The sequence below is a fragment of the Ruegeria sp. AK11 genome (assembly GCF_056541095.1).
On sequence record NZ_JBQFXU010000008.1, the window covers coordinates 51,168 to 68,171 of the forward strand.

The following is a 17,004-nucleotide window of genomic DNA, read 5'->3' on the forward strand; positions in this document are numbered from 1 at the left end:
AGCCGCACATCTAAGACTTACCTCGTAGTTTTTTCTAATCAGCATTAGAGCGGGAATGCAATTGCAACTTGACCGGTGAGCGGGTTCGTACACGAAAATGTCGTCAAATTAGCAACACTTGCGTGCCAACCTTCGCCATCGAAAACAGCTCGGCGATGTCTTCGTTGAAAAGGCCGATGCAGCCGTTCGAAGATCTGCGGCCGATTTTGCGTGTATCGTGCGTCCCGTGAATGCGATAATACTTCCAGCTCAGGTATAAAGCGTGTGTTCCCAATGGGTTATCAGGACCCGGAGGAATGTAGTCCGGCCATTCCGGATTTCTCTTCTTCATCGACGGCGTCGGAGACCAGCTTGGGCCTTCGACCTTGCGGATCACACTGGTGCGCCCGCGCCGGGTGAGTTCTTCGGTCAGCGGAACCGACGACGGGTACAATTTATAGACTGTTTGGTCATCCGACCAGTAATGCAGCGCTCTTGAGACGGTGTCGACCAATATGGCGCCATTTCTGGTGTTCGAGAAATACGGTTGCCAATCCAATGCCCGGAACCCGGATACGTTGCGGCGAACCGCCGGTTCGGTTTCGGGTGCAGGGCGCAGCGGGTCGCCCGGGATATATTGCGCCAGTGCCGGTGTAGCCAGAGTGGCGGTAGCCCCTGCCAGAAACCCCCTGCGGGTGGGCGAATGAATGCGCTTCTTGACCATGACGACGGGTCCTGTGTTTAGGTGAGGTCTGAAATCAGAGGCATTCTATTGCCAGAATGCTTCAGTCGCAAACCAAACCGGCAGAATCACGCAAGTTGTGGCCATTGCGCGTTTGCTCAGAACAAGCAGGCGCGCTATGCCCTGTTGAGATACAATAATCAGGTCGAACATGACGCGCATCGTTTCTTTACTGTTGATTTGCTTTGTCGCACTTGCGGCATGTACCAACACTGGCTCAACCACTCTGGGATCTGATGGTCGCCCATTGCCGACCGTGTACAAGATCCGCGGCAATCCGGAAAAGCTGCAGTTCCGCATGCTTGATTCGGTCAATGCTTTGCGTCAGGCTCAGGGGTTGCAGCCCGTACAGCTGAACGCGCAGCTGAACGCAGCGGCAGCGACACATTCGAAGGATATGTCGCGGCAGAACCGGCCCTGGCATTTTGGGTCAGACGGTTCATCACCAATCGACCGGGCAGCGCGTGTCGGCTATTTCGGAACGTTCCTTGGGGAAGCCATTTCCGAAACCTACGAGACCGAGACGGAAACACTTGCCGCATGGATGCAGGAACCTGGACCAAGGTCTGTCATCATGGACGCCAAAGCCACCCAAATGGGATTCGCCTGGCATCAGGAAGGCGGTGGTAAAATCTGGTGGACGCTGGAAATGGGAACCGGTGGTTGATCCGGTCAAATGAAAAGAAAAAAGCCCCCGGTTTTCGGGGGCTTTTTTTGTTAATCAGGCGGCTTGCATAGACTGCGCCTCAGTCAGGATCGCATAGAGCTTTACCGGATCAGGGTTCGCCCGGAGCTTGGTGCAAACCGAAGTATCCCGCAATGTGCGAGACACCAGCGCCAGAGCTTTGAGGTGATCAACACCCGCCTCTTCCGGTGCAAACAGCGCGAAGGCGATGTCCACAGGCTGGCGATCAACTGAACCGAAATCGATGGGCTTCTCAAGCATGACAAAAACACCTGAAACCGAATCAAGATCGGGCAGGCGCGCATGCGGCAGCGCCACACCATGGCCGACACCGGTCGGTCCAAGGCTTTCCCGCTCCAGCAGGAAATCAACTGCTTCCTGAGGATCGATGCCCAGCGTCGCCGCGGCGACGTCACCGATTTCCTGAAACAGCCGCTTCTTGCTGGAAGCCGCGGACAATACACGCACCGCTTCAGGCTTCAGTATGCTCGAAAGCTCCATGATCACGCTCCATGGCACGCACCCGCATCAGCGGGTGCAGCCCCGTATCCTTGCCTGTTACGGATCAATCCAGCCGATATTACCGTCTTCGCGACGATAAACGACATTCAATCCGTCCTTGTTTTCATTTCTGAACACCAGTACTGGCGCACCGGCAAGTTCCATTTGCATAACGGCCTCTCCAACGCTCAAAGATGGGATTTTTGTTTCCATCTCAGCCACAATCATTGGCTGAAGCGATTCGGGTTCTTCGACCGACTCCGATTCATTAGAAGCGAGGATATAAGAGGACGCCCCAAAGAGTTCAACCGGTTCGGCCCGATCCTTGTGGTGGTCCTTCAGGCGGCGCTTGTAACGACGCAACTGTTTTTCCATTTTATCACAGCATGCCTCAAATGCCGCGTAGATCTCGGTTGCATGGGCCTTGGCCTGCGCCGTCAGGCCAGTGGACAGGTGCACCGTTGTTTCGCATACATATTCATGCGCCGAACGGGAAAAGACGACGTTGGCATCCGTAGGCCGCTGCGCATACTTGCCCACGACCTCATTCAGTTCGGTCTGCACGTGTGTCTGCAACGCCGCACCGATGTCGATCTGTTTTCCGCTGATTTGGTAACGCATGTGATCTCCTTCACAATTCACACCCATTCTGACGCCGCGAAACGCGGCGAGCTTGTTTTTATCGGGTGGGGGGTAGAGACATTTTCCGCGGTTGCCTTGTTTCCAGCCCTTCGAAGAAGGGACATCGAGATCCAGACTGGAACCGGGTAAATGCCATAAGCCAATTGAGGCAAGAGACGAGGGAAGAGTCAATCAAAACAGATGTGTATATACGCGATTTCCGCCATGCAATTGGCACAACTCCGCGCAAGGTTATGAAATGCGGAAATTCTCGCCCAGATAGACGCGGCGCACATTCTCGTTTTCGACAACCTCATCAGGTGTGCCGGACATCAAAACCTGACCGTCATGCAGGATATAGGCCCGGTCGACAATTTCCAGCGTTTCCCGGACGTTGTGATCGGTGATCAGCACACCAATACCGCGTTTTTTCAAATCCGCGACCAGATGGCGAATATCCCCAACACTGATCGGGTCAACGCCTGCAAACGGTTCATCCAGCAGCAGGTATTTGGGGTCTGCGGCCAAACAGCGCGCGATCTCAACACGGCGGCGCTCGCCGCCTGACAACGCCAGAGCCGGGGCCCGGCGCAAGTGTTCGATCGAGAAGTCAGACAACAGCTCTTCCAAACGCTCTTTGCGCTTATGCGCATGAGAGACCGTGATATCCAGAACGGCAGCAATGTTGTCCTCGACGCTCATGCCGCGAAAGATCGACATCTCCTGCGGCAAATAGCCGATCCCCATCCGTGCCCGCCGGTACATCGGCAACGTAGTCACATTCTGGCCGTCTATCGTGACTTTTCCCGCCTCTGGGAACACAAGGCCCGCAACTGAATAGAACGTTGTGGTTTTACCAGACCCGTTCGGCCCCAGCAGCGCCACCACTTCGGACCGGCCCAACGTCATCGAAACATCGCGGATCACCGTCTTTTTTTTGTAGGACTTCCGCAGCTTCTCGATGCGCAGCCCGGAACTGCCCTCGGTCAGTTTCAGGTCGGGACGCGCCATCAGTTGTTTCCCTGCTGCAAGATCGTTTTGACCCGCCCGGTCATTGTCGCAGTGCCCGATGTCAGGTTGGCGTTCATCTGATCGCCACTGATGATGCTGGGGCCCTGTGTCAGCAGGACATTGCCCTTCATGACAATCTCACCCGAGCCGATCTTGTATTCAGCCCAGTCGCCTTCTGCTGCATCCGGCGGGCTGACCAGAACCACATTCTCGGTCGCCTCCATTCGCTCGATCGCCGAGCGTTCCTGATTGTAGATAACCAGCACGCGTTCGGCTGTCAGGCGCATTTCACCCTGTACGACGATGACATTCCCGATGAACTCGGCCGATCCGTCCTCTTGATTGACGTTCAGGGTTTCCGATGTCACCTCGACCGGCAGACTCGGATCGGCATTCGCGGACCCAAAAGCCACCTGCGCCTCTTGCGCAGTCACGGGCGCGGCGCCCGCGATCAAGGCGAGGCACAAAGGAACAAATCGAAAATCGAACACAAGTTATCTTTCTGCTTTTTCAGGCTCGTATACCAGCTTCACACCATCTGTAAAAACAATATGGACCGGCCCGTCCGTTTTTTCAGTGCCAAAGGTCATACGCCCCGCGGAAAAGTTACCGATCGGACCGGTTCCGTTCACCTGCCCCGGCGTATCGCCCCGGACTTCGTCCAACGAGGTATTGAGCAGATCCGTCGTAACCTTGAGCCCATCCACCGTGGTGATGACCACGTCACCAACAAAGGTAGCTGTTCCACTATCCGGACGGATCAGGCCGGAATTCGAATCCAGCGTAATTGTGCCGCCATTGAGCAGCCCAAATCGGCCGCGAAACTCGGACGCGGTCGGAACCGACGCCTCGGTGCCCTGCGTCGCTTGCACCGCCTCGATATGCACGGTCTCTCCCTTGCGGGTCGTTCCGCGGTAATCCGGCCGCGTTACCACCTGTTGTGCCAGTCTCTCATCAATGTCTTTCTGCGCGAAAGGCACGGAAACGTTTGTTTCGATGCTGCGGGACAGCAGGAATACCGTGGACAACATCACAATAGCCGCAAGCGGCAACAGCACCTTCAGGAACTGCACCATGCGGGAATATCTGTCCACTTCAGCCTCCCTCAGCCCAGACCGACGCGCAGGCAATCGTGGATGTGAAGCAGCCCCAAAGCCTGACCTGATGTCGCCTCGTCAACCACGAAGAGCGAGGTGATCTTACGGTCATTCATGATTGCTACCGCTTCTTCCGCCAACGCACCCGGGGATATGGTTGTGGGGTTGGGGGTCATGACCTGCTCGGTCGTTTTGTTCAGCAGCCCATCCATGTGGCGCCGCAAGTCACCGTCTGTAATGATCCCTGCCAATTGACCCTGCGGGTCTGTTACGCCAGCAACACCAAACCCCTTCTGGCTGATTTCGATCAGCGCATCGCTCATCGGAGTATGTGCCGCAACCAGAGGCAGGGCCTCTCCGACATGCATCAGATCCTGTACTGTGCTCAGCCGAGCGCCCAGTTTGCCACCGGGATGGAAGGCACGGAAATCCTCGGGCCGGAAATCGCGGTATTTCATGAGGGCAATCGCCAGTGCATCCCCCATGGCAAGGGTCAGCGTTGTGGAGATCGACGGCACCATACCAAAACCGCAGGCCTCGCCCATCGACGGGATCAGAAGATGTACGTCGGCCTGTTTCATCAATGTGCTGTCAGGTTTGCTGGACAATCCAATCAGCCGAATGCCAAAGCGGCGCGTAAAGGCCAGCAGATTGGCAAGTTCCGGTGCCTCGCCCGAATTCGAAATCGCCAGAACCACATCACCCTTGGAGACCATGCCAAGATCACCATGGCTGGCCTCGGCCGGATGCACGAAATAGGCAGGCGTTCCGGTGCTGGCCAGCGTGGCCGCAATCTTGTGACCTATGTGGCCTGACTTGCCGATGCCGCTGATTATGATGCGCCCGGTGGCCTGAAGGATCAGCTGCACGGCTTCAGCAAAATGCGCGTCCAGACTGTCGGCAAGTACGTCCAGCGCGCGGGCTTCGTCAGTCACCACCTGACGGGCGGTTTTCAGGAATGCTTCGGTATCGGTCATGAGTGCGCAAAGATATCCGTTTCGGGCCAACCGGCGAGGTCCAGTTTCGCACGCATCGGCAGGAAGTCAAAACAGGCCTGCGCCATTTCAGTCCGGTCCTCGCGAGCCAGCCGAATGTTTAGCGCATCACGCAGCTGATGCAGATAAAGAACGTCAGACGCAGCATAATCCAATTGAGCGTCCGTAAGTGAGACTGCGCCCCAGTCGCTCATTTGTTGCTGTTTGGAAATATCGACACTGATGAGTTCCTGGCACAGGTTCTTGAGCCCATGCCGGTCCGTATAGGTCCGCACCAGGCGGCTGGCGATCTTGGTGCAATAGACCGGCGCGGCCAGAGCACCAAATGTATGGTACATGGCGGCGATGTCGAAGCGCCCGAAATGGAACAGCTTCAGAATGTCAGGGTTTTCCAGCAGGGCACATAGGTTCGGCGCCTCAGTCTGGCCTTTTTCCACCTGCACGATATGGCTGTTGCCGTCACCACCCGACATCTGAACCACGCACAAGCGGTCCCGATGTGGGTTCAGACCCATGGTTTCACAGTCAATGGCCACAACAGGGCCCAGATCCAGCCCGTCCGGCAGGTCGTTTTTGTACAAATGGTTCGCCACCCGACTATTCCTTTGTGCGGTATCGCCTCCGAGATAGGCGGTTTGGTCCATAAACTCAACGCCGTCCAAAAGTCACGGGCAAATCCCCGCAACAAGATTGACAATATCCTCATGGGGGGGATAGGGATACGTCATGACAAATTTACCCCGCGAGTCGCATCCGCATATCACGGCAAGGCTGAAACGGGCCCACGGGCATCTGGCAAAGGTCATTGCCATGCTTGAAGGTCAGGCGCCCTGTTCTGACATCGCCCAACAGCTGTTTGCCGTTGAAAAAGCGGTCACCAACGCCAAGCGCGCCTTGATCCATGATCACATCGACCATTGCCTGTCTTCCGATGGCGATAGCGGCGGGATCGAGGATTTCAAAGCCATTACGAAATACCTCTGAACCATGCTGAGCATTCTAAAAAACCGGACCTACCGCCACCTGTTTGCTGCCCAGATCGTCGCCCTGACCGGAACCGGGCTGGCCACAGTCGCGCTTGGGCTGCTGGCCTTTGATCTGGCCGGAGACGCTGCTGGCCTTGTGCTGGGCACCGCGCTAACGATCAAGATGGTGGCCTATGTCACCGTGGCCCCCCTGGCCGCTGCATTTGCCGAGCGGCTGGACCGTCGGAAAATGCTGGTTCTTCTGGACCTGATCCGCGCCGCAGTCGCTGTATGCCTGCCTTTCGTGACCGAGGTCTGGCAAATCTATGTGCTGATCTTCGTGCTACAATCCGCTTCGGCAGGCTTTACGCCTGCTTTTCAGGCAACGATCCCGGACGTCTTGCCGAACGAAAACGAGTATACCCGCGCTTTGTCACTGTCACGTCTTGCCTACGACATGGAAAGCCTGCTGAGCCCGATGTTTGCCGCGGCACTTCTGTTGCTGGTCAGCTTCAACAGCCTGTTCTGGGGCACAGCGCTGGGGTTTGTTGCCTCGGCATTGCTGGTGGTCTCGGTCGTCCTGCCCTCGCCCAAGCCCAGCAAACCACGCGGGATTTATGACCGCACGACACGCGGAATTCGCATCTACCTGAAAACGCCCCGGCTGAGGGGGCTGCTTGCGCTTAATTGGAGCGCCGCAGCGCTGAGTTCGATGGTAATCGTCAACACAGTGGTCATCGTGCGGGCCACCCTTGGCCTGTCAGAAAGCGCCGTGGCCATTGCACTGGCCGGATTTGGCGGCGGGTCGATGCTGGCGGCGTTTACTCTGCCCCGACTGCTGGATCGGATCGAGGATCGCAAGGTTATGCTGTCCGGAGCCATTCTTGCGTCGGGCGCTATGGCCGTCGCCTCGGTTCTGACCGCGACGATCCCGCTTACGCTGGGTGTCCTTGCCGTTTTTTGGGCTTTTACTGGCTTTGGGTATTCTACAACCCTTACGCCTTCGGGTCGTTTGTTGACCCGTTCGGCCCATCCCGAAGACCGCCCAGCTGTCTTTGCCGCACAGTTTACTCTGTCACACGGTTGCTGGTTGGTGCTGTATCCGCTGGCTGGATGGATAATGACCGTCTATGGGCCGACTGTTGCGCTCGGCAGTATGTCCATTCTGTCCGTGGCAGGCGTGATTGTGGCAGTCAGCCTTTGGCCGCGTGACGATCAGGAACCGGTTGTTCACACTCACCCCGATCTGCCAGCCGATCATCCGCATCTGGCCGGGGCGGGCCCGCACGCGCACCCGATCATAATCGACGACCTGCACCCACGCATACCGCGTGAGCCTTGAGAAAGGGCGTCAATCTGATCTAAACCCGGACTTACCGCAAACCGGAGCCCCAATGGACCAGCTAGACCGCCGTATCATCGCCGCCCTGCAAGCCAATGCGCGTGCCTCGACCACGCAGATCGCGGCCTCGCTGGGTGTGGCCCGCACAACTGTGCATGAACGGATCAGTCGGCTGGAGCATCGCGGCGTAATCACGGGATACACCGTGCGCCTTGGGTCCACAGAAGACACGCCCAAAGTGCAGGTCATCGTCATGCTGGAAGTGCAGCAGAAGGAAACCAACCGGATCCTTAAACGGCTCGAGGCCTATCCCGAGGTCAAACTGTGCCTGTCGATCAACGGCGAATTCGATCTGATGCTGACCGCAGATGCCCCGAGGCTGGAGGATCTGGACATTCTGGTGGACGATCTGGCGAAGATCCCCGGCGTCCTGCGCACCAATACAAGCGTTGTTTTCGGGCGCAGGATCGACCGAAACTGAGGCTGCGATAACCCTCTGTAAACCGATCGGCGGCTAGCTTGGCCGGGAACACCAGAATCCCGGACCGGCAGAATGCCAATTCGCAGAATACCGATTACTTTCATGATACTGCTTGTGCTGTTGGCGCAGGCGGGTTCTGCTACGCACGCAGCACCGACAGGCGGGCTTTGTGATCAGGCCGCGCACCGTGCGGCACTGTCCGAAGATGTTCCGCTGGACGTGCTGCGCGCCATAACTCGCGTCGAAACCGGCCGACAGATAGACGGGCAGTTGCAGCCCTGGCCTTGGGCCATAAATGCCGAAGGTCAGGGGTATTGGTTCAAGTCCGAGGCCGAGGCCAAGGCCTATGTTTTCAAAATTTTCAAAGCAGGCTCTCGCAGCTTTGACGTCGGGTGTTTCCAGGTCAATTATCGCTGGCATGGCAAGGCCTTCCGCTCGATCGATGCGATGTTTGAGCCGGATGCGAACGCAACCTACGCCGCCCGCTTCCTGAAAGACCTTTATTTCGAACTTGGTTCGTGGCCTGCTGCGGCCGGGGCGTATCATTCCCGCACGAATGCTCTGGCCGAGGCTTATCGTGGTCGGTTCCAGACAGTGATGGCTCAATTGGACAACCCGCCCTCGCACGGGTTTTCTGGCAAGTCACGCGATCCGTTCACAAGGGCCGGAACGCCCTTGATTCCGGTGCTAGTGGCTTCACCCGCCACCACTGCCCTGGGCTCTCTGGTCCCGACCAATAGCACAGCAACTGCTTTCATCCCTTTCAATTAGGAAACCTGCGTGCCCCAGATTGACATCCGGTCCCTGTTTTCGCCCACTGTCCTGTTGGCACTGGCGCTGATGACCGTCATCGTCATGATGATCCTGCCCATGCCTGCCTGGGTGCTGGATGTGGGGCTAGCCGCCTCTTTCGCGCTGGCCATCCTGATTTTCACTCTGACGCTGTTCATCGAACGTCCGCTGGATTTCTCGTCCTTCCCAACGATCCTGCTGGCATCGCTGATGCTGCGCCTGTCGCTGAACGTCTCGTCGACCAAACTGATCATCGGTCAGGGGCATACTGGACCCAACGCAGCTGGTGACGTGATTGAAGGGTTCGCCAATTTCGTCATGGGCGGCAGCATCTTTCTGGGTCTTGTGGTTTTCGGCGTACTGCTGATCGTGAATTTCATGGTCATCACCAAAGGGGCCGCCCGTATGGCCGAGGTCGGCGCGCGCTTTGCCTTGGACGGGATGCCGGGCAAGCAGCTTGCCATCGACAGCGACATGTCAGCCGGGGCCATCGACCATCAGCAAGCCAAGGAACGGCGGGAACGCGAACAGCAGGAAACGACATTCTTCGGCTCGCTCGACGGTGCGTCGAAATTTGTCAAAGGTGATGCCGTTGCCGGCCTTCTGATCACTCTTTTGAACCTTGTTATGGGTTTGGTCATGGGGGTGATCGTGCACGGAATGCCGGTGGCTTTCGCGTTCGAGACTTATGCAATCCTGACCGTCGGTGATGGTCTGGTCTCGCAAATCCCTGCGGTTATCATCTCGATTGCCTCTGCATTGCTGCTGGCGCGCGGCGGAACACAGGGTGCCACCGACAATGCCATTTTCTCCCAACTTGGGCGTCATCCGGCTGCGCTGTCTACCGTGGCGGTTCTTATGGTCCTGTTTGCGCTGGTGCCCGGCCTGCCTTTCCTGCCGTTCATCCTCGGTGCAGCTGTACTTGGTTATGCGGCCTACAGAATTCGGAAAAAGCAGAAAGAAACAGATCCGTCATTGCATTCGCAGGCGACCGAAACCGAGGTGTCGGTCTCGCAGGCTATTGGTGATATTCTGGACCTGGATGACGTGCACCTTGAATTCGCACCCGATCTGGTAAGCTTGGTTTTGAATCCCGGAACCGGGTTGGATGCCCGCATTGCCAATATGCGCAACTACGTGGCGTCTACCTTCGGATTGATCCTGCCCGAAATTCGCCTGACTGATCGAGCCGACCTGCCAACCGGAACCTACGTGATCAAGGTTCAGGGGGTCGAACAGGCGCGCGGCGTTCTGAACCCCGATCTGGTTCTGGCTCTGGTTCAGGACGGGTTCGATCTGTTGCCCGAAGGCAATGACGTGACCGAGCCGGTTTACGGCGCGCCTGCCCGCTGGATCCTGCCCAAACATCAGGAGGACGCAGCGTTGAACGGGGCCACTATCGTCTCACCGCCCGAGATCCTGGCCACGCATCTGCTAGAGATTATCAAGCAGAACTTCTCGCGCTTGCTGACGTTGAAATCCCTGCGCCGCCTGCTGACCGAAATGACCCGCCTGAGCGACCCAGTTCGGGCTGAGGCAAACCGCAAGTTGCTGGATGAATTGATCCCCGACAAAGTGCCAATGGACACATTGCACGCCGTTCTGCGACTGCTTCTGGAGGAACGGGTTTCGATCCGGAACATGGCCCTGATCCTTGAAAGCGTTGCCGAAGCACGGCTGACAACCACCCAGCCTGAGGGCATCTGCGAATTGGTGCGCCAGCGTCTCGGATTTCAACTGGTCGCCGATATGAAGCGTGAGGATGGCTCGATCCCGCTGATCCAACTGGCCCCCGAATGGGAGGAAACGTTCACCACCTATCAGGTCGACGCGCCCAGCGCCGGACTGGATGTCGCACTGCCGCCGAACCTGTTTAACAAGCTGGCCGACGGCATGGTCAGCAGTATCGCCAGATCGGCTGATAACGGTCTGTTTCCTGCTGTCGTGACCTCGACCCGGCGACGCCGGTTGTTGCGTACGATCATGCATGCGCGCGGCGTTCCAAACCCGGTCCTTTCTTTTGAGGAAATCGGGTTGGAAGCCAAACCCGCGCTGGTAGGAACTGTTCCCGCGTGATCGCTCTGCCGCCAGAATTGTTGACGCAGCTGGCCGAACCGCTCTGGCAGGCCTTCGCGGTTTTTCTGCGCGTCTCTGCTTTGGTTTCGCTGCTGCCTGCTTTCGGCGAGCGCAGCATTCCAACACGGATGAAACTGGGGATATCCGTCGCCTTTACCCTGATCATTTTTCCGGCAACCCAACCTTTGGACCTGTCTCTCAACCTGTGGACGCTGGGGCGGTTGGTTGGGACAGAAATCCTGATTGGGCTGGCGCTTGGAACCGGGCTGCGGCTGTTTGTTTTAGCGCTGCAAACCGCCGGATCCATTGCCGCGCAATCCACGTCATTGTCGCAATTGCTGGGTGCGGCGGCCACTGATCCTGTTCCGGCAATGGGATACCTGCTAACGATCGCGGGACTAACGCTTGCCGTCATCATGGGCTTGCACGTACGGGCCGCGCAATTCCTGATCCAGAGTTATGCCCTATTCCCCATAGGGTTGGTGCCAAGCTCGGCAGATTTGTCCCATTGGGGTGTGCGACAAATCTCACGCAGCTTTGGGTTGGCCTTCTCACTGGCAACGCCATTCGTCATCGCCTCGTTGATCTACAATCTTGCACTTGGGGTTATCAACCGAGCCATGCCGCAATTGATGGTCGCCTTCGTGGGCGCGCCAGCAATAACGTTTGCTGGGCTGTTTTTGCTGTTTGCGGGCGCACCATTGATCCTCTCTGTTTGGTCTGACGCGCTGATTGCCTTCTTCATGAACCCGATCGGAGGCCAGCGATGAGCGGTGCCGATGACGACAGCGACAAGTCATACGAGCCGACGCCGCAAAAGCTCCAGAAAGCCCGTGAAAAGGGTGAAGTTCCCAAGTCCAACGACTTGTCGGTTGTTGCGGCATATACCGGACTGCTGATCGCATTGTTGGCGGCAGGGCAGTACGCGGTCGCGCAATTGGGAACTCTGTTCATGGTCCTGATCGACCAATCCGACCAGATCGCGAACCTTCTGAACATGGGACCTGCGACAGCGACGGTTGCCGGAATTCTGAGTGGCGCGTTACCACCCATTGCCGTGCTTTTCTGCCTGCCCGCGGTGGCCGTTCTGCTAAACCTGATTGCCCAACGCACGCTGGTGTTCGCCCCCAGCAAACTGAAACCAAAGCTTTCGCGGATTTCCCTTGTTTCGAATGCCAAAAACAAGTTCGGGCGCGGTGGCTTGTTCGAGTTTGCCAAGAGTACAACCAAACTGGTGATCTACAGCCTGTGCCTCGCACTTTTCATCAAGTCGAACCTGGCCGAAATTCTGTCTGCCAGCGCGGCCCCGGCAACGTCATCCATACAGCTGATGATGAACCTGTTGTTTCGCTTCCTGTTCATTGTGGTTACCATCGCCCTGTGCATCGGCGTAATCGACTTTCTGTGGCAATACGCCGAGCACATGCGCAAGAACCGCATGTCGCGTAAAGAGCTCCAGGATGAAACTAAGGACGCCGAAGGCGACCCGTATGTAAAGCAACACCGCCGTCAACGTGCACAGGAGATCGCCTCGAGCCAGATGATGGCAGATGTTCCGGGCGCGGATGTTGTTATCGTAAACCCCACCCATTTTGCTGTTGCACTGAAATGGACCAGGGCTACTGGCAGCGCACCTGTTTGTGTTGCCAAAGGTGTGGATGCAGTAGCCGCTTCCATCCGTTCTGCTGCGGCTCAGGCCGGCGTTCCGATCCGCTCGGATCCTCCGACGGCGCGTGCGCTTCACGCAACTGTCGACATCGGGCAGGAGATCTCCGAAGAACATTTTCGCCCCGTTGCCGCTGCAATCAGGTTCGCCGAAGCGATGCGGAAACGTGCAAAGGAGCAGATCCGATGAAGGACACTCAGTTAAGCGGGCTGGACAAAATAGCCGACGTCGCTTTCCAGAAGCAATTTCAGACACTCCGCCCAATCCTCGAGGCCGAGGCCAGAATTCAGAACCAATTGGCGAAACTGGATCATCAGCTTGACCAGGTGCGCAAAGCCAGCGGTTGGACAGAAGGATATCAGATATCCGGGGCCGACATTCTTTGGAATGGCTGGGAATCTGCCACGCGCCGCGCGTTGAACATGCGACTTGCCCAAACGCGCGCTCAGAAACTGGCCGGTCTGGAGTCGCTCAGAATTGCGTTTGGCCGCAAACAAGCCGTCGCAACCCTGCGGGAGCAGCAGCTGAAAAGCCATCGGCAGGCCGTTGCCCGAAAGCAAACCCGTTAATGCTGGCCGGATCCGTACCGTGAAGCGACCTTCGTCAGGTATCTTGACGGTTCACGCTCATGATCAGCACTTTTGAAACATCTTCACCCAGTTCTTTTTTTGCCTCTTCCAACAGGGACTTACGCAAGACATCCAGATTTCGGGATTCGGTGAACGTCCCATCAAAACCCCCGTTATTTGCGTGATCAAACAGAACCTGAAGAAAGGCATCCCGCAGCTTGGGTTCAATGGAATAAAACGTTTCTTCAATTGCTGTGTTCGCCTCAATGCTGAGAGACAAAGTGACCATCGCTTCGATTTCGTCATCCCCAACCACCGGAACGACAAAATGTTTGGTCAACTTTAGATACCCATAGGCTGGCTTTTTTTCCTTGGACTTTTCAGACTTCACGTGACCGGCCTTCTCTTCTTTTGCCACTTCTTTTTCGGCGGCTGTTTTGTCGGGCTCGCCCGAAGGTGACAGAAACAGCCCGGCACCGATACCCGCACCCAGGCCGACAATCAGGAAAACGACTGGAACCAGTTTTGCAATCACGGTCGCACCTCAGAACGGCAAGAGTGAATCAAGAACTTGCTGGCCGTATCGGGGTTGCTGGACATCCGTAATCTGACCTCTTCCACCATAAGACACCCGCGCCGAGGCGATCTTGTCGTAGGTGACTTCGTTTTGTCGCGAGATATCCTGAGGGCGGACATACCCGGCCACCAAAAGCTCGCGCAGCTCAAAATTGACCCGCAACTCCTGCGAGCCGGAAATCGAAAGAACCCCGTTCGGCAGAACATCCAGAACCGTCGCGGCGACACGCAGGGTTAGTTTCTCGTTTCGCCTCACAGATCCCCGCCCAGAACTTGAGGAATCCGCTTCGATGGACACGGCTTCATCCAGCGATGCCCCGTCAGGTAAGTGTTTTTGCACGCGCTGGGGCAAACCAAAGAGGCCAGGAACCTCAAGGTTTTCCGAGCCTGATCTGGACCGTCTGGTGTTGTTTGATATCTCAGCTTTTTCATCCAACTCGATGACAACTGTTAGTATGTCACCTTTCTTGATCGCCCGCTGATCGCCCAGCAAGGATTGCTGCCCTCCGCTCCAAAGAGATGAGCGGTCAACGGTGCGTTGTGGTTGCGTGTGCAAGGGCAGACCCGGCCACAGCATGGCAACCTGCTCGGGAGATTCTTCGTTTGGTGTAAAACTCGGGGGCTTGCCAAGATGATCCAGACGACCACACGCGGCCAAAGACAAAGCTATGAGAAGGAGAGTTTTCGACAGTCCGGTCATCACTTAACCTCGACTTGGCCATCCGCGCGGATTTGGCCGGTTACAGTTGTTCTGGACGACAGGTTCATGACCCGGATGCGATCCCCAGCAGCGCCACGCCCCAAGGCGCGGCCTTCCGCAGTTATCGACAAGGCTTGGCGGTCGAATATCAGGACGACCAGATCGTTGCGGTCAACGATGGCGGGGGGGCGTACATCAATTTCTCGGACCGGCCTGCCGGGATACAGTGCCACTCGCGCCTCTTGCCCGATCAGAAGATCAGGGTCAGTCACCGCACCTAGGACATCCGTCGAGCTTGTTTTCAAATCCGCTGCGGAAATGATTTCCTTGGCCCGGATCGTGCGGGTTGGAACCACAATGTCAGCCTGTGCTGCGATTGGAGCCAGTAGTGCCAAACATATGCCGATCCCTCGCATCATCGCACCTGCGTTGTCGCGCTCATCATTTGATCCACAGCCGAGATGACTTTGGCATTCATCTCGTAGCCGCGCTGCGCCTCGATAAGTTCGGTTACCTCGCGCACTGCATCGACCGAGCTGTCTTCCAGATAACCCTGTCGCAATGTACCCAGCCCATCACTTCCCGGAGTTCCCAGCACCGGGGCACCCGACGCCTCGGTCTCCTTGAACAGATTGCTGCCAACGGCTTCCAGCCCCTTGGCATTCGAAAAGCTGGCAAGCACAAACTCACCCAGCAATTGCCCCTCGGGAGTGTCGTCGAAATATGCATAGACCTCGCCAGCGGCATTGATCGAAATTGACCGTGCGTCGTCGGGAACGGTGAGTTCCGGCGAAACCGCATAACCGTCGGAGGTGACAATGAGACCCTCTGCCGACCGCTTGAGGCTGCCGTCACGCGTATACGCGGACTGACCGCTGGGCAGCGTAACTTCCAGATATCCGCGCCCTTCGATCGCCACGTCAAGATCACTGCCGGTGGCTGACAAAGCACCTTGTTCCAGTTGCACGGTAACAGCTGCGGGCCGCACGCCCAGACCAAGTTGAATACCTGTCGGCAATACTGTTCCGTCCGAGGCGTTTACAGTTCCGGCGCGCGCCATCTGTTGATAATGCAGATCGGCAAATTCGGCCCGGCGGGCGTTGTAGCCAGTGGTGTTCATGTTTGCCAGGTTGTTGGAAATCGTCTCGACCCGCATCTGTTGCGCGGTCATTCCGGTGGCGGCAATTTTCAGGGCTCTCATGTCAAACTCTCCTTTTACCGTTCAGCGCATCAGCGCCTTGAGCGCCCCGCGCACGCGTTCGTCTTCGCTGTCAAGAAAGCTTTGTCCCAGCTCATAGGCGCGCTGGATTTCCACCAAGCGGGTCACCTGCTGCATAGCGTTGACGTTCGAACCTTCGAGAAAGCGATGCAAAACAACGGGTTCATCAACCGGGTCTATCGCACCATTGGCACGAAACCGCGTATTTCCTTCGCGGACCAGCTCCTGCGGATCAGCGACATTGAAAACGCCCAACTGGCCCAGAAACTGGCCGTTGACACTCAACGTCCCATCACTGCCGACATCAATCGAAGCTGCATCGGGCGGGATAAAGACCGGGGCACCGTTGGCATCCAGAACACGCGCACCATCCATCGCAACCAGATCGCCTTCGGCATTTGGCGAGAAACTGCCCGCACGCGTCAGCCGGTTGCCATCCGGGGTTTCAACCATGAAAAACCCGTCCCCTTCGATGGCGAAATCAAACTGCCCTCCGGTTTTCGTAAGCACACCTTGTTGCAACGATGTGTTGCGCGCCTCGGCCCGGCTCATGGAGAGGGACGGATTGTTCGGAATGTCCCGCACGTATTCCGAAAACACCAGCCCCTGCTGGCGATATCCGGTCGTGTTGGCATTTGCGATGTTATTCGCCACCAGTCGCATTTCATTCATTAGCCCGGACTGGCGGGACAGGGTGACGTAAGCCGTGTCCATCAGCGGCCTCCTGCAATCAAGGGAACAAGCGTTCCGGTAAAAAACGTAACAAGGGTCTGAGTCATGAACCCCATCGAAATCCAGAACACGATGACAATGGCGATCAATTTGGGAACGAAGGTCAGGGTCATCTCTTGTATCGAGGTCAGCGCCTGGAACAGACCGACAATCAGGCCAGAAACCAGAGCCACGGCAAGGATCGGGACGGATGTAATGACCGCAACCCACAACGCCTGACGAACGATGTCATAAAAAAGCCCTTCGCTGAGCATC

Annotated in this window: 23 protein-coding genes; 9 read left to right on the top strand and 14 right to left on the bottom strand. The window is 57.0% G+C overall.

All coding sequences use genetic code 11. The features are described from left to right. Nucleotides 1–103: 103 nt before the first annotated feature. Nucleotides 104–703, bottom strand: coding sequence for a L,D-transpeptidase (locus tag ACR0D9_RS15915; RefSeq protein ID WP_267363097.1), 600 nt, complete (start codon nt 701–703; stop codon nt 104–106). Between the two features lie 169 nt (nt 704–872). On the opposite strand from ACR0D9_RS15915, the gene dalA reads away from it, so the two are divergent. Continuing rightward, a complete protein-coding gene (dalA, locus tag ACR0D9_RS15920) occupies nt 873–1,388 on the top strand; it encodes a divisome-associated lipoprotein DalA (protein ID WP_267363096.1) in 516 nt (171 codons plus the stop codon). A gap of 54 nt (nt 1,389–1,442) precedes the next feature. Here the strand turns inward: dalA and ACR0D9_RS15925 are convergent, their stop codons facing one another. From ACR0D9_RS15925 to ACR0D9_RS15955, 7 genes are all read right to left on the bottom strand, one after another. Beyond that, nucleotides 1,443–1,907, bottom strand: coding sequence for a PTS sugar transporter subunit IIA (locus ACR0D9_RS15925; protein ID WP_267363095.1), 465 nt, complete (start codon nt 1,905–1,907; stop codon nt 1,443–1,445). Nucleotides 1,908–1,964: 57 nt separating this feature from the next. After that, nucleotides 1,965–2,528 (bottom strand): ribosome hibernation-promoting factor, HPF/YfiA family, encoded by a 564-nt coding sequence (gene hpf / locus ACR0D9_RS15930; protein ID WP_480483926.1) that lies wholly within the window; start codon nt 2,526–2,528, stop codon nt 1,965–1,967. 252 nt (nt 2,529–2,780) lie between these two features. Next, nucleotides 2,781–3,539: an LPS export ABC transporter ATP-binding protein gene (gene lptB / locus ACR0D9_RS15935; RefSeq protein ID WP_480474775.1), complete on the bottom strand. Its 759-nt coding sequence runs from the start codon at nt 3,537–3,539 to the stop codon at nt 2,781–2,783. Beyond that, nucleotides 3,539–4,030, bottom strand: a complete 492-nt coding sequence (locus ACR0D9_RS15940; RefSeq protein ID WP_480483925.1) for an LptA/OstA family protein — start codon at nt 4,028–4,030, stop codon at nt 3,539–3,541. Before ACR0D9_RS15940 ends, lptB begins: the two co-directional genes overlap by 1 nt. Nucleotides 4,031–4,033: 3 nt before the next feature. Next, entirely contained in the window at nt 4,034–4,633 is a 600-nt protein-coding gene (locus tag ACR0D9_RS15945) for an LPS export ABC transporter periplasmic protein LptC (protein ID WP_480539409.1), read from the bottom strand. An 11-nt stretch (nt 4,634–4,644) separates the two neighbouring features. Continuing rightward, nucleotides 4,645–5,613: a KpsF/GutQ family sugar-phosphate isomerase gene (locus ACR0D9_RS15950; RefSeq protein WP_480483924.1), complete on the bottom strand. Its 969-nt coding sequence runs from the start codon at nt 5,611–5,613 to the stop codon at nt 4,645–4,647. Beyond that, a complete protein-coding gene (locus ACR0D9_RS15955) occupies nt 5,610–6,224 on the bottom strand; it encodes a ribonuclease D (RefSeq protein ID WP_480483923.1) in 615 nt (204 codons plus the stop codon). The genes ACR0D9_RS15950 and ACR0D9_RS15955 overlap by 4 nt, the downstream gene beginning before the upstream one ends. A gap of 133 nt (nt 6,225–6,357) precedes the next feature. Between ACR0D9_RS15955 and ACR0D9_RS15960 the strand changes: the two genes are divergently transcribed. The 8 genes from ACR0D9_RS15960 to ACR0D9_RS15995 all read left to right on the top strand — a co-directional run bounded on the left by ACR0D9_RS15960 (nt 6,358) and on the right by ACR0D9_RS15995 (nt 13,522). Beyond that, complete coding sequence (locus ACR0D9_RS15960; protein ID WP_480474768.1) at nt 6,358–6,615, top strand: metal-sensing transcriptional repressor; 258 nt, start codon at nt 6,358–6,360, stop codon at nt 6,613–6,615. Nucleotides 6,616–6,618: 3 nt separating this feature from the next. After that, a complete protein-coding gene (locus ACR0D9_RS15965; protein ID WP_480483922.1) occupies nt 6,619–7,938 on the top strand; it encodes an MFS transporter in 1,320 nt (439 codons plus the stop codon). Between the two features lie 52 nt (nt 7,939–7,990). Beyond that, nucleotides 7,991–8,419 (top strand): Lrp/AsnC family transcriptional regulator, encoded by a 429-nt coding sequence (locus ACR0D9_RS15970; protein ID WP_480474766.1) that lies wholly within the window; start codon nt 7,991–7,993, stop codon nt 8,417–8,419. A 72-nt stretch (nt 8,420–8,491) separates the two neighbouring features. Then, nucleotides 8,492–9,190 carry a transglycosylase SLT domain-containing protein gene (locus tag ACR0D9_RS15975; protein WP_480539411.1) on the top strand — a complete coding sequence of 233 codons (699 nt, stop codon included), beginning with the start codon at nt 8,492–8,494 and terminating at the stop codon, nt 9,188–9,190. Nucleotides 9,191–9,199: 9 nt separating this feature from the next. Next, nucleotides 9,200–11,287 carry a flagellar biosynthesis protein FlhA gene (gene flhA / locus ACR0D9_RS15980; protein ID WP_480539413.1) on the top strand — a complete coding sequence of 696 codons (2,088 nt, stop codon included), beginning with the start codon at nt 9,200–9,202 and terminating at the stop codon, nt 11,285–11,287. Continuing rightward, a complete protein-coding gene (locus ACR0D9_RS15985; protein ID WP_480539415.1) occupies nt 11,284–12,057 on the top strand; it encodes a flagellar biosynthetic protein FliR in 774 nt (257 codons plus the stop codon). The genes flhA and ACR0D9_RS15985 overlap by 4 nt, the downstream gene beginning before the upstream one ends. Beyond that, nucleotides 12,054–13,142 carry an EscU/YscU/HrcU family type III secretion system export apparatus switch protein gene (locus ACR0D9_RS15990; RefSeq protein WP_480539417.1) on the top strand — a complete coding sequence of 363 codons (1,089 nt, stop codon included), beginning with the start codon at nt 12,054–12,056 and terminating at the stop codon, nt 13,140–13,142. Before ACR0D9_RS15985 ends, ACR0D9_RS15990 begins: the two co-directional genes overlap by 4 nt. After that, nucleotides 13,139–13,522, top strand: coding sequence for a hypothetical protein (locus tag ACR0D9_RS15995; protein ID WP_480539419.1), 384 nt, complete (start codon nt 13,139–13,141; stop codon nt 13,520–13,522). The genes ACR0D9_RS15990 and ACR0D9_RS15995 overlap by 4 nt, the downstream gene beginning before the upstream one ends. A 34-nt stretch (nt 13,523–13,556) precedes the next feature. Here ACR0D9_RS15995 and ACR0D9_RS16000 read toward each other — a convergent pair whose 3' ends face one another. From ACR0D9_RS16000 to ACR0D9_RS16025, 6 genes are read right to left on the bottom strand one after another with little or no spacing between them, the layout of a single operon-like run. Next, nucleotides 13,557–14,057, bottom strand: coding sequence for a flagellar basal body-associated FliL family protein (locus ACR0D9_RS16000; RefSeq protein ID WP_480539421.1), 501 nt, complete (start codon nt 14,055–14,057; stop codon nt 13,557–13,559). Between the two features lie 9 nt (nt 14,058–14,066). Next, nucleotides 14,067–14,798 carry a flagellar basal body L-ring protein FlgH gene (flgH, locus tag ACR0D9_RS16005; RefSeq protein WP_480488139.1) on the bottom strand — a complete coding sequence of 244 codons (732 nt, stop codon included), beginning with the start codon at nt 14,796–14,798 and terminating at the stop codon, nt 14,067–14,069. Then, nucleotides 14,798–15,214 carry a flagellar basal body P-ring formation chaperone FlgA gene (flgA, locus tag ACR0D9_RS16010; protein WP_480539470.1) on the bottom strand — a complete coding sequence of 139 codons (417 nt, stop codon included), beginning with the start codon at nt 15,212–15,214 and terminating at the stop codon, nt 14,798–14,800. The genes flgH and flgA overlap by 1 nt, the downstream gene beginning before the upstream one ends. Beyond that, nucleotides 15,214–15,999, bottom strand: coding sequence for a flagellar basal-body rod protein FlgG (gene flgG, locus ACR0D9_RS16015; protein WP_480507187.1), 786 nt, complete (start codon nt 15,997–15,999; stop codon nt 15,214–15,216). Before flgG ends, flgA begins: the two co-directional genes overlap by 1 nt. A gap of 21 nt (nt 16,000–16,020) precedes the next feature. After that, nucleotides 16,021–16,731, bottom strand: coding sequence for a flagellar hook-basal body complex protein (locus tag ACR0D9_RS16020; RefSeq protein WP_480483914.1), 711 nt, complete (start codon nt 16,729–16,731; stop codon nt 16,021–16,023). Then, complete coding sequence (locus ACR0D9_RS16025) at nt 16,731–17,003, bottom strand: flagellar biosynthetic protein FliQ (RefSeq protein ID WP_480488141.1); 273 nt, start codon at nt 17,001–17,003, stop codon at nt 16,731–16,733. The genes ACR0D9_RS16020 and ACR0D9_RS16025 overlap by 1 nt, the downstream gene beginning before the upstream one ends. Nucleotide 17,004: the final 1 nt, after the last annotated feature.

Excerpts from the sequence above, each read along its gene's own strand:
- ACR0D9_RS15915 (WP_267363097.1), bottom strand. The coding sequence starts at position 703 with ATGGTCAAGAAGCGCATTCATTCGCCCACCCGCAGGGGGTTTCTGGCA.
- dalA (WP_267363096.1), top strand. The coding sequence starts at position 873 with ATGACGCGCATCGTTTCTTTACTGTTGATTTGCTTTGTCGCACTTGCG.
- ACR0D9_RS15925 (WP_267363095.1), bottom strand. The coding sequence starts at position 1,907 with ATGGAGCTTTCGAGCATACTGAAGCCTGAAGCGGTGCGTGTATTGTCC.
- hpf (WP_480483926.1), bottom strand. The coding sequence starts at position 2,528 with ATGCGTTACCAAATCAGCGGAAAACAGATCGACATCGGTGCGGCGTTG.
- lptB (WP_480474775.1), bottom strand. The coding sequence starts at position 3,539 with ATGGCGCGTCCCGACCTGAAACTGACCGAGGGCAGTTCCGGGCTGCGC.
- ACR0D9_RS15950 (WP_480483924.1), bottom strand. The coding sequence starts at position 5,613 with ATGACCGATACCGAAGCATTCCTGAAAACCGCCCGTCAGGTGGTGACT.
- ACR0D9_RS15960 (WP_480474768.1), top strand. The coding sequence starts at position 6,358 with ATGACAAATTTACCCCGCGAGTCGCATCCGCATATCACGGCAAGGCTG.
- ACR0D9_RS15965 (WP_480483922.1), top strand. The coding sequence starts at position 6,619 with ATGCTGAGCATTCTAAAAAACCGGACCTACCGCCACCTGTTTGCTGCC.
- ACR0D9_RS15970 (WP_480474766.1), top strand. The coding sequence starts at position 7,991 with ATGGACCAGCTAGACCGCCGTATCATCGCCGCCCTGCAAGCCAATGCG.
- ACR0D9_RS15975 (WP_480539411.1), top strand. The coding sequence starts at position 8,492 with ATGCCAATTCGCAGAATACCGATTACTTTCATGATACTGCTTGTGCTG.
- ACR0D9_RS15990 (WP_480539417.1), top strand. The coding sequence starts at position 12,054 with ATGAGCGGTGCCGATGACGACAGCGACAAGTCATACGAGCCGACGCCG.
- ACR0D9_RS15995 (WP_480539419.1), top strand. The coding sequence starts at position 13,139 with ATGAAGGACACTCAGTTAAGCGGGCTGGACAAAATAGCCGACGTCGCT.
- flgH (WP_480488139.1), bottom strand. The coding sequence starts at position 14,798 with ATGACCGGACTGTCGAAAACTCTCCTTCTCATAGCTTTGTCTTTGGCC.
- flgA (WP_480539470.1), bottom strand. The coding sequence starts at position 15,214 with ATGCGAGGGATCGGCATATGTTTGGCACTACTGGCTCCAATCGCAGCA.
- flgG (WP_480507187.1), bottom strand. The coding sequence starts at position 15,999 with ATGAGAGCCCTGAAAATTGCCGCCACCGGAATGACCGCGCAACAGATG.
- ACR0D9_RS16020 (WP_480483914.1), bottom strand. The coding sequence starts at position 16,731 with ATGGACACGGCTTACGTCACCCTGTCCCGCCAGTCCGGGCTAATGAAT.
- ACR0D9_RS16025 (WP_480488141.1), bottom strand. The coding sequence starts at position 17,003 with ATGCTCAGCGAAGGGCTTTTTTATGACATCGTTCGTCAGGCGTTGTGG.